Source organism: Wolbachia endosymbiont of Nasonia oneida (genome assembly GCF_009012935.1).
GTDB classification, from domain to species: domain Bacteria; phylum Pseudomonadota; class Alphaproteobacteria; order Rickettsiales; family Anaplasmataceae; genus Wolbachia; species Wolbachia pipientis.
This window is the reverse complement of record NZ_QESS01000008.1, coordinates 1-10,635: the sequence shown is the minus strand read 5'-3', so window position 1 is coordinate 10,635 and position 10,635 is coordinate 1. Positions and strand designations below refer to the sequence as shown.

Annotated in this window: 11 protein-coding genes and 4 pseudogenes; 6 read left to right on the top strand and 9 right to left on the bottom strand. The window is 35.7% G+C overall.

What is annotated here, in order from left to right:
* Positions 1-10 precede the first annotated feature (10 nt).
* From DEF52_RS04210 to DEF52_RS04200, 3 genes and pseudogenes are all read right to left on the bottom strand, one after another.
* Positions 11-250, bottom strand: a pseudogene (locus DEF52_RS04210) (alpha/beta hydrolase family protein); the annotation flags it as partial.
* Positions 251-272: 22 nt separating this feature from the next.
* Positions 273-863 carry a COQ9 family protein gene (locus DEF52_RS04205; protein WP_010082414.1) on the bottom strand — a complete coding sequence of 197 codons (591 nt, stop codon included), beginning with the start codon at positions 861-863 and terminating at the stop codon, positions 273-275.
* A 6-nt stretch (positions 864-869) separates the two neighbouring features.
* On the bottom strand, positions 870-2,423 hold the full coding sequence (locus DEF52_RS04200) for a Mur ligase family protein (RefSeq protein ID WP_015589241.1): 1,554 nt from the start codon (positions 2,421-2,423) through the stop codon (positions 870-872).
* Positions 2,424-3,191: 768 nt separating this feature from the next.
* On the opposite strand from DEF52_RS04200, the gene DEF52_RS06780 reads away from it, so the two are divergent.
* The 4 genes from DEF52_RS06780 to DEF52_RS04180 all read left to right on the top strand — a co-directional run bounded on the left by DEF52_RS06780 (position 3,192) and on the right by DEF52_RS04180 (position 5,176).
* The gene (locus DEF52_RS06780) at positions 3,192-3,314 is read left to right on the top strand and encodes a hypothetical protein (RefSeq protein ID WP_007549233.1); all 123 of its coding nucleotides are present in this window, start codon (positions 3,192-3,194) and stop codon (positions 3,312-3,314) included.
* Positions 3,315-3,410: 96 nt separating this feature from the next.
* Positions 3,411-3,758, top strand: coding sequence for a ferredoxin family 2Fe-2S iron-sulfur cluster binding protein (locus DEF52_RS04190; protein WP_151807950.1), 348 nt, complete (start codon positions 3,411-3,413; stop codon positions 3,756-3,758).
* Positions 3,759-3,765: 7 nt separating this feature from the next.
* Positions 3,766-4,806: a hypothetical protein gene (locus tag DEF52_RS04185; RefSeq protein ID WP_015589262.1), complete on the top strand. Its 1,041-nt coding sequence runs from the start codon at positions 3,766-3,768 to the stop codon at positions 4,804-4,806.
* Positions 4,790-5,176 carry a cytochrome c-type biogenesis protein gene (locus DEF52_RS04180; protein WP_015589263.1) on the top strand — a complete coding sequence of 129 codons (387 nt, stop codon included), beginning with the start codon at positions 4,790-4,792 and terminating at the stop codon, positions 5,174-5,176. Before DEF52_RS04185 ends, DEF52_RS04180 begins: the two co-directional genes overlap by 17 nt.
* Before the next feature lie 344 nt (positions 5,177-5,520).
* Here the strand turns inward: DEF52_RS04180 and DEF52_RS04175 are convergent, their stop codons facing one another.
* The 5 genes and pseudogenes from DEF52_RS04175 to DEF52_RS06905 all read right to left on the bottom strand — a co-directional run bounded on the left by DEF52_RS04175 (position 5,521) and on the right by DEF52_RS06905 (position 6,593).
* Entirely contained in the window at positions 5,521-5,769 is a 249-nt protein-coding gene (locus DEF52_RS04175) for an IS110 family transposase (RefSeq protein ID WP_049749685.1), read from the bottom strand.
* A gap of 11 nt (positions 5,770-5,780) precedes the next feature.
* On the bottom strand, positions 5,781-5,933 hold the full coding sequence (locus DEF52_RS07060) for a transposase (protein ID WP_369408987.1): 153 nt from the start codon (positions 5,931-5,933) through the stop codon (positions 5,781-5,783).
* Positions 5,910-6,091 (bottom strand): annotated as a pseudogene (locus DEF52_RS07055) (transposase); the annotation flags it as partial. The pseudogene DEF52_RS07055 and the gene DEF52_RS07060, both read right to left, overlap by 24 nt.
* Positions 6,051-6,323: a hypothetical protein gene (locus tag DEF52_RS07050; RefSeq protein WP_022626362.1), complete on the bottom strand. Its 273-nt coding sequence runs from the start codon at positions 6,321-6,323 to the stop codon at positions 6,051-6,053. The pseudogene DEF52_RS07055 and the gene DEF52_RS07050, both read right to left, overlap by 41 nt.
* Before the next feature lie 96 nt (positions 6,324-6,419).
* On the bottom strand, positions 6,420-6,593 hold the full coding sequence (locus DEF52_RS06905) for a hypothetical protein (protein ID WP_010082315.1): 174 nt from the start codon (positions 6,591-6,593) through the stop codon (positions 6,420-6,422).
* 133 nt (positions 6,594-6,726) lie between these two features.
* On the opposite strand from DEF52_RS06905, the pseudogene DEF52_RS04165 reads away from it, so the two are divergent.
* Positions 6,727-6,999: pseudogene (locus DEF52_RS04165) on the top strand (transposase); the annotation flags it as partial.
* Between the two features lie 395 nt (positions 7,000-7,394).
* A complete protein-coding gene (gene uvrB, locus DEF52_RS04160; protein ID WP_151807948.1) occupies positions 7,395-9,302 on the top strand; it encodes an excinuclease ABC subunit UvrB in 1,908 nt (635 codons plus the stop codon).
* A gap of 180 nt (positions 9,303-9,482) precedes the next feature.
* On the opposite strand, the pseudogene DEF52_RS06275 reads toward uvrB, so the two are convergent.
* Positions 9,483-10,635, bottom strand: a pseudogene (locus tag DEF52_RS06275) (hypothetical protein); the annotation flags it as partial.

Genomic DNA, 10,635 nt, shown 5'->3' with positions numbered 1-10,635 from the left:
CCTTATCCTATCACATCCGGACTTTTATGGAAAGAGCTATACTTATTCTGTACTGCCCTAGATCAAAATTTTTATTAAATTCAGAGTCTATTAAATATTCATGTGCTTCTTCAATAAATTTATTTTCTTTTTCTTCGTAACTGGTGTATTTTGTTGTACCATTATTATCCTCACGATAAACTAAATGTTCTTTATGATCAGCATGAATATTTTTATTTTCACAAACCTTTTCAGGATCGTGCTCAAGTACTTTTCTACCAACAATCAATAGCTTATAAGAAATTTCCTATGATTCCTTTTAAGCGAGTTTTGAATTTTTGAAATGTCATGACATTGTTGATACGGTTATCAAGAAACGATAAAGTATCCACAAAATCTTCTGAATAATCATTGATAAAAAAAAGTATCGTACTTAAGTACACTCCAGCTAATATTGCTCTTTTTGTATAGTAGTTAAAATCTGTTGATTGGTCATGAATGCCATACCAAATCGCACTAATAGTTCTGTATAAAAGTTTACTAGAAAAATATGTATTTTTTGGTGATACGGAGAATGATAAAACATTTTTTAAAAGTTCTCTATAATTCGGTAGCTTAGCATAGTTTGAAAGGTGTATTTGAATAGCTAACTTTACTCGCTCTCGCACTTTCATATCTTCTAAATTAGAATTTCTTAATTCAGCTTCCATTGAGCTATTTAAGTCCTCTGCTATGTGCTCCAAAGCGCTATATATTCCATTCTGAAATTTGCAAAAGCTATTAGCTAGATTAAGGTCAGTGCACACCTTTAATAGGGTTTCATCGCTTATCCCTTCAAATGGAATAACCCTAATTAGCTTATCTATTATTAACTTTTGTTCCACGCAACATCATACTAAACAGCATGTGTGATTGTACCTGAGATTTTCAAACATTCTACAAAATGCTTCACCACGTTCCTCGAAATTTTTCCATTGATCAAAAGAAGCACACGCGGGAGAAAGTAATATTGTTACTTCTTCTGCGCTATTTAAGGCCTCTTCAAAAGCCAATCTGAATGCATCTTCTAGATTGCAACATTTAACATAATCTACTTTATTCTCCATAACATTTGCAAAAGCTTCGGTTGATTCTCCAATAAGAAAAGCTTTTCTAACCCTTGTAAAATGCTTGCTTAATGATTCTATTCCACCTTTTTTGCTTCTTCCACCAGCGATCCAATTTATGTTTTCATAAGATAAGATCGCCTTTTCGCTCGATTTTGCATTAGTTGCTTTGCTATCGTTCACGAAAAACACATTTCTTATTTTGCCAAGCAGTTCATTCCTATGCCTCAGTCCTGAAAAGGACTTGATTCCATTGATAATAGTGTTGCTATCTACTCCAAGTACCTTACATACGGCATATGTGGCTGCTATGTTTTCTGCGTTGGATATTAGGTTTATTTTCACGTCGCTTACTGATAAGCTATGATTCTCTAGTTTTAACGAGATCTTCTGGATCCCAGTGCCCCTTTTGTCATCCAAGTAGCTGACACTGGGATCCAGATAATTTCGATCTATACCAGTAATCTGTTCACTATAATCAAGCAAATTGTTACCTGCCAATGATATTAGATCTCTTGCACCACCCTCTGTCATCTGAGTAGTTGGCAATGGTTTTTCTTTTCTGGATTCCAGCGTCACGCGCTGGAATGACATCGGGGAATATGTTACTGAGATTGGAATTTTGTCTCCAGTGAATTTGTTGAATATATCAGCAGTAATCTCATTGTCACATCCTATTACGGCAACCTCACTACCGTTTATCAGTTTTAATTTAGTTGCTATGTAGTTCTCCATACTTCCATGCCTATCTATGTGATCTGGTGTAATATTGAGCAGTGCTGAAATGTCCACGTTAATTTCATTCATCAACTCCAATTGAAAAGAGGAGAGTTCGATTACATAAATTTCTGCATCTCTTTCTAGATCCAAAACAGGAACGCCTAAATTTCCACCAATAGCTACTTTTTTCCCTGCAGATTTTAATATGTGCCCTATTAGTGATGTAGTGGTTGATTTACCATTTGTTCCTGTGACGCCTATTACCTTCTGGTTCGTAGTTTTAGCTTCAAGAAATAGCTCAATGTCTGATTTTATTTTGCAATCAAATCTCCTTGCAAGTTTTACTATCCAATGTGGCTCTGTTGGCACTCCAGGGCTTAAAACCAATGCACTGATCTCATGCCAATTGTATTCCTTGGGATGAATAAAATTACATTTTTTATACATCATTTTTGTATTTGCTATTTGCTCTTCATGATCATCCCATGCATATATTCTTGCACCACTCTTTGTTAGAGCGTTAATGGCGGATAAACCAGTTTTACCAAGACCAAAAACCGCGACGTTTTGATTTTTATATTTGTTTAGTTGCACTGCTAGATAACTTATGCGAACCATTTTATAAAGATATCGTACAAATTACAACAGACTTCTTTCGTAGGTTACAACTGTCATTCAATAGAAACAAAAAACTTCCTTGACAAACTCCGCCAGCCCCCTTATCATGAAACTGAAGCTATTTATTTATCTTCTCTGTACAGATTAAATGACAAAAAAACTCACGTATCTGGCGTCTCATGTTTAATTTTTTGCACTATGTGCACCTTATGTCTTTATCAAATTTCTAGGTTTTTACCTACACAAGCTGAGATACGCTTATAAAGCATTTAAAACATTAAAAAACGCCAACTTAAAAAATGGATAGTGAATAATTAGCTACCCTAGGGTTTCTTTTGCCTTTTTTTCTGTTTAGTAAATTTCTTAATGTTTATAATTTAGATTAGTTGCGGCTTAAAAGCAACTGAATCGCGGTTATTAAACGTTTAGAATAAAAAAACGCCATACTTGAAAGTATAATGTAAGTAATTAGCCAACCACGGGGCTTCTTTTGCCTTTTTTTCATTTGGTAAATTTCTTAATATTTATGGCTGAACGACAATCGTCATCCCGCTGCTTGTTAGCGGGATCTCTTGTTAGCGGCTGAGATACCGCGAATGAATCGCGGTATGACGGTTCGCGGCGGTATGACGGTTCGCGACGGCGTGACGATAAGCTCGTTATCCCGCTGCTTGTTAGCGGCTAAGAGATACCGCGGCAGTATGACGGTTAAGTGGGGTGTCATCCCAGTGTCAGCTACTCGGATGACAGGAGAAGGAGGCTACTTGCATGACACCATTCTTTTTTCTGGATCCAAGTAATCAGGGCACTGGGATGACAAGAAGAGGGCACTGCCGTCATAAAGGAACCAGTGTCAGCTACTCGGATGACAACAAAGAGCTACTTGGATAACAAGAAATATAGGTACTGGAATTGTAAAGAGTTTGCAAATATTAGTTATTACCTGTAGGATATAAAGAAATTAGTAAGGATTTTAATAGGAATAATATGCCATCTGTTACTTTTATTTTACCTGATGGGAGTAAGAAAAGCTATGAAGCTGCAGAGGGAGAAACTCTGCTCAATTCAGCCCACAGAAGTGATCCAGATCTGCTTGAAGGTGCATGTGAAGGTTCTCTTGCTTGCTCTACATGCCATGTAATTGTTGATCCAAAGTTTTATAATGCTGTAGAAATACATAACCCTATATCTGATGAGGAAAATGATATGTTAGACCTAGCTTTCGGCTTAACAGAGACGTCGAGGCTTGGATGCCAAATAAAAATCACAAAAGATATCGACGGCTTGTGTGTAACCATACCAAGGGGTACAAGAAACATATCATTAGATAAATAGGGGAATCATGCGTAAGATTTTTATCTATATTATCATCTCTTTACTTTTGTTTATTCCTGTAGCGTATAGTGGTTTTTGGTATTTTTCTGCATGTAAGGTAAAAAATCTTTTAGCTGAAACAATACTATACATTAACGACGAAAAATTTGATATTTCACATGATTTTAGTGGATTTCCTTCTAACCTAATTTTCCGTGTGACAAACCCAAAATTTTCCAATGAGCAATTAACCATCTCATCTGATGCTTTATTGATAAAAAATAGATTGTTTGATAAATCAGTATATATCTACATACCAAGCAATGAAGTCAACATTGCTGTTCATGATGATGAGAAAAAGAATATAAAATGCCACACAAACGATAGCAGCCACTTTGTTGTTAGACTAAACGATTTACCATCTTCATTGCGATTCAACAAAAATAGTACCGTGATAGACTATATAGATACACTTCGTTACGAAGATTATGGATTAAAATGTGATGTTTTAGAAAATCAGCAAAGTGTTATAACTGAAGTGAATGATAAAAGCAATTACATTCAATTTCACCTCGATAAAGAACCAAGTGGAAATACTAAACTAGGATTTGATTTTTATACTTATCGGTATAAAAATACTGCAAGTCCTGAAAGTTACCTTAGTATCGACACTAAATTTGATTACGAATTTGTAAACCACATCTCAGCTTCCAGAATTAATTTCAACATAGAGAAATTTTTAATTCAAAGTAATAATTTTTCTCTTGCTGCAGATGGTGGAGTGCGAAATTATAATTTGGTTACGTCTTCATTTAAAGACAAAATCAACGTGGCTATATCAAATTATAAAGAATTAATCTCGTTTATGATTGGTGACTCAAAAACTTCAGATGCGTTTGAAAAATTAATGTCTTCCTTATCAGAAAAAACAACTGATGATGGCATTCAATTTTCAATAAAGTACGATGATGATGTAGGGTCAAGCTTTATTGGAAAGTTATCCACCACTGATTTTATGAACCAGCTCAGTAAAATAACCCAATTAACCAAGGATGAGAGCAGTAGTTAGTTTACTTTTCATATTGATATTCCACTCAGGCGTAAACGCTTTTACTCTGGATAATAAACTCAGAGATAAAAGCATGGAAAAACGAGCAACCAGTTTATTTGAAATAATAAGGTGTCCAATATGTTCTGGCGAATCATTGTCTGAATCTGGATCTCAGATCGCGTATGATATGCGAGAAGCAATTCGTAAAAAAATCAATGATGGATACACAGATGAAGAGATAATCTCAGAGTTAAAAAATTCTTACGGCAATTCAATTATAATCGTACCGCCTATAAAATCTAGCACTTACATTTTGTGGTTTATTCCACTTACAACTCTGCTTATTGGGTGTTTTTTAATACAAAGATACATCAATACAACCACTTAAACCTTTTATATATAGCTAAAGTGACTTAGGTTCTCTAATTGCACATAAGTCAACAATAATTTTCACACAAATCAAAACAGCATATCTTCTCCATAATCCTTGGTAATTTTACATAAGTTAAAAGTAGCATATGGTTCTCTCCGCGGTCTGAGATGACAATAAATTTGTCAAGCCGCATTATACTTGTTAGGCGGAAGTGGACGGCAACATGTTTACCACGAAGTCTAACTAAGTTCTTGCTTGTCCCTTCCATCGGCATTGCTATCTTTATTTTCAATAAAATTATTGTCCTATGCTCTTTTGATGTTTATTGATAATAAAATTCTGTTTTATCAACCAACATCCTATGCATAATTACAGCTAATTTTCTTGCTACTGCTACAATTGCTTTTTTCATTCCTTTTTTCTTCGCAACCCCAGTTTTTTAATTTAAATGTCCTCTTGGTAACTGTAAGCATTGTTTGTGCAGCTTCATATAACATACTTCTACATTCCGCTGGTCCCATCTTTGATATGCTGCCATGCCGATCAACTTTTCCAGAAGAATATTGCCTTGGTGTCAACCCTATATACCCCAGTTGCGGATTAGCCAACGAAGTAAAGCTTAGAAATGCAGCGGCTGCATGGAATATGAAACAAGCGTAGAAAAAATGTGTACCAAAAAATTTATCGGTGATCTGTGGCGAGTATGCTCAATCTCAAATTTGTTTTTCAGAGAGCCAAAAACTGTCTCAATAATCGATCTTTTTCTTAACAAAATCTTCTCATTTAGCACCATTAATGAGTTTTTCATACCCTTTTTATACTGGTTACAAGCTTTAACCCTCTATCGAATAATTCGTGAAAAAGATCTTTTTTGATATATCCTTTATCTCTAAACAATAATCCAGTCAATTTCTGAGTTAAATTTGGCACAGGTATCAACGTTGCCTTTTGTCACCGTAACCCCTTGAATTTCGCCAGTTTCGTTGATTACTAGATGTACCGAAAAACCACCCATAAGTAGTCTTTCCAATCTTTGCCAACCCTTTGAAAACTTTGTTTCTCGAGGTCCTTTTTGGATGGCAAACAGCGATAGATTATGTACGAAATCCCTGTCACTTTTGACTGTTCGCAAAACCATTGCATTAAGAGCGCTAAATACCATAAAACCCACGATTTTAACCTGATAAACCTACTATAGGATGGCAATTTTGGAAACGCTGATTCGTATAATAATTTCAAATAATGCACATAGAAAATTTTAAAATTGTCGCACTTGATATAGCAATATTATGGTAAAAATCTCTGAATGCGTAATCTCTGGCGTCCTGGTTGGTTTTTTGCCACTTGGTAGAAGTTTTTCTGCAAAATTTTCATCGACTGTATTGCAAAAATCATCGACTATACAAAAGATTTCTGTTACTTTCTCTTTCATTGGTAACCTCCTATTTTAGGAATGAATATCAAATACCTCGGAGTTTACCCTATTTCCTTACCTTTTCTATTTTTTCTAATTTACAACTGGGGTTAGCAGTGCTGTGAGAATGGTTGAAAGCGCAAAAGAAAACCTCTCGGAAGTTAAAAATATACTGGTCGGTGCAGGTTATACAGGAGAAAATTTTGCAACTAAAATAAAAACGATTATTGGAGCAACTGTAGAAGTAATAAAACGAAGTGAATTACATTCCTTTGCTGTATTGCCACAAAGATGGGTTGTAGAGCGATCTTTCGCTTGGTTAGAAAAATGCAGACGATTGTGGAAAAATTGCGAGCGAAAACTTAACACTAGCCTACAAATGGTCGTTCTTTCCTTCATTTCTCTTCTATTGAGAAGATTTTAAACAGGTTCTAAATCTTTATTTTAAAAATGTCATATTGACCACCGGTACCTGAAAATACTATTCCAATTGATCAGAGCTATCCATTTCCTTAATTTTTGTAACGTTGTCATAGGAGTACTATAACTTTAGTATCAACTATGTTTTATTGTTTTTGCATCTAAAAAAATTTAGCTTATTCAAGCAGCATTTTGCCTTTTTTTGGATGTAGGGATTTTTTAGGAATTGTCTTCTTGAATTCTATGGTATTTTGTTTAACATTGAAACAAGATTCCAGTGTCAGCTACTTGCATGACATTGTTGGTTAATGTTTTATGGCTTTACGATAGCTATACAACTTATCTTAAAAGCAATATAGTGTTTACTATACAATGAATCAAAGATAGTAAGTAAAGTCTATGGAATTTCAAATCGCTACACATTTTCAACCGGCTGGGGATCAACCACAGGCAATCGATAGCTTAATTGCAGGGCTAAATAGCAATAAAAGAGATCAGGTTTTGCTTGGAGTTACTGGTTCTGGGAAAACTTTTACTATGGCAAATGTTATTGCAAGGACAAACAGGCCTGCATTAATTATGGCACACAATAAAACTTTAGCAGCACAGCTTTATGAGGAAATGAAAGGATTGTTTCCCCATAATGCTGTTGAATACTTCATTTCTTATTATGATTATTATCAACCTGAAGCCTATTTACCACAAACTGATACTTATATCGAAAAAGATTCTGCAATTAACGAAAGAATTGAGATGCTGCGTTATTCCACCGTCTGCTCCCTTTTGGAGCGCAGGGATACGATCGTAGTTGCCAGTGTTTCCTGCATATACGGTCTTGGTTCGCCTGAGAGCTACCGCAGCATGATCATACCGCTTAGTGTTGGAAATAAAATTCGTATTAATGATTTCCTGAGCAACTTAACTGATCTTCAATACAAGCGCTCTGATGCCAGGTTTGAGAGAGGATATTTCAGAGTGCGCGGCGATATTGTTGATATATTTCCTTCCCATTATGAAAATAAAGCTTGGCGTTTATCGTTATTTGGCGATGAAATAGAAGAAATTTCTGAAGTTGATGCTATAACGGGCAATGTTACCAAAGGCGTAAATAAAATCACCATTTTTCCAAATAGCTATTACATAACCCCGCGTGAGGCTTTGTTGCAGGCAATTGAACTAGTCAAAAAAGAGCTGCATGAACGCTTGGATTATTACTACTCGCAAAATAAGATTGTTGAAGCAAAGCGCCTCGAGCAACGCACTAATTTTGATATCGAAATGATGAGAACAACAGGAATATGTAAAGGTATTGAAAATTATTCGCGTTATCTCTATGGAATGGAAGCTGGGGATCCACCGCCTACTTTGTTTGAATATTTACCCAAAGACGTAATTTTATTTGTTGATGAGAGTCATGTCACCGTTCCTCAGGTTGGTGCGATGTACAGTGGTAATGAGGCGCGTAAAAAGAAATTGATTGACTATGGCTTCAGGCTCCCTTCCGCTTTTGATAATCGTCCATTAAAATTTGAAGAGTGGGAGGGAGTTAGGCCGCAGACTGTTTACATTTCAGCCACTCCAGGAAAGTATGAGTTGGCAAAGACCAATAATGTATTTATAGAGCAAGTTATCCGTCCAACAGGGCTTACAGACCCAATCTGCATTGTGAAACCAATAGAGAGTCAAATTGATGATGTAATTCATGAGGCACAAGTGACAATAGGGAAGGGATTTTGTGTTTTAATCACTACATTGACGAAAAAAATGGCTGAAAATTTAGCTGAATATATGAGTGAATTGAATATGAAAGTGAGTTATTTGCATTCTGATATTGCTGCGCTGGAGAGAATAGAAATTATATACAAATTGAGATCTAAAGAAATCGATGTTTTAGTAGGTGTTAACTTGCTGAGGGAAGGTCTTGATATTCCAGAGTGTGGGTTGGTTGCAATTTTGGATGCTGATAAAGAAGGATTTTTGCGATCGGAAACTTCATTAATTCAAACGATCGGTCGTGCTGCGCGTAATGCTGAAGGTAGAGTAATTTTGTATGCAGATAAAATCACTGGTTCTCTGGATCGTGCGTTAAAAGAGACCGAAAGAAGAAGAAAAAAACAAGAAGAACATAATATATTGCACAATATTGTCCCAAAGACTATAATAAAACCTATATCAAACACCTTACAGGAGAGGGCAATAGCAGAACCGAAAGTAAATACTAATAAGGATGATTTGAGAAAGCAAATGATAGAGCATGCTGAAAATTTAGAATTTGAAGAAGCAGCAAGAATAAAAAAATTATTGTAAGGTTAAGTAATATATGATGCTATGGGCATAGCATGAAAGTGTAAATAATTTTATTGATATCTTTATATTAATACTTTTTAAACATTTAGTACCATGCAATACTTACAATGGACAAGAAAAACCAACACCAGTGCTCTCAGGGTCAGCTAATAAAACACTTAGGTGGCTGAGAGCAGTGGATTAGGTACGACTGTTAACTTTTTTCTCCTGCAAGTATTGCTCGATCTTAGTAGCATCCATTTTAGTTCTAACAGTGGAAGTACTGGAGTTCGATGAGACTGACGACCTACCACTAGCTTCTAGTTCATCTTCATCACTTCCAGTATCACTAGTCGATTTTTGTGAAGACGATCCTAAAGAAACACCACTATCTTTAGAACTTGTAAGATAGTTATCACTAACTTTTTGATTACTAAAGAACTCCTGAAATAAGCGTACTACCTCCTCAGAAGAACTTGATTGTGCTTGCTCCTTCTCCTCAGAAGGAAGAACTGAGCACACTTGCTCTACTTCCCCAGGAGGAGAAAGAAGCAAACGCACCTCCCTCTTATCAACATAAAGTAGGTATAGTAACTTCTCGTACTCAGGGAGAAAAAGTTCGGAATCTAGCTTCTTCTTCATCTTAGAAGAAAGAGCTTTGTATAGTTTCTCTCTCTGATCAGAATCAAGATGTTGTTGCAACTTTAGTCCACCCGACACATCTTTATGCGTAGGAGAAGCCGGGTTTTTTAATAGATTGTGAACAACACTTAATAATTTACTAAATATATTTTCAAGTTTATCAACTATTAACGGTGTCTGCTGAAGTGAATCACTAAACTCTTCAATAAGCGACGGTGACTGTCCCCGCTCAAGCGACCCTAAACCACTATCTACAGAAATTTTAGAACTACGGTCCCCGGGCATGTTTAGTTTGCCTACGGTACCTTGTGACGGGAGTTCTGTAATACTATCATTTAATTCAGTAGGCTTGTTTTCGGTATGTACTTCAGTAACAGGAGTCACTTTTGAGGGTGAATTACTTTTTACTTTTCTTTCTGATGAAGTAGCTGTTTTTTTACTTGAAAGCTCATGAGTTGAACGCGTCGAGTCAAGTTTTTTGCCATTTTGCTGAAAATATAGGAACCACTTTTCTAGCTCTAATATAAACAACTTCTCTAGCTCTGGCATAATAGATTTTTTTGATAAAGTACTACTACCTGAAAACGAATTACTTTCTGACCCTTTCCGGCTACTCGGAGATTCACTCTGTGGCTTTGCTTTAGAACACTCATCGTTACTTTCTAGATCACTTTTATCAGTAACTTGCTGTTTTTCAGATTCCTCATTAGAA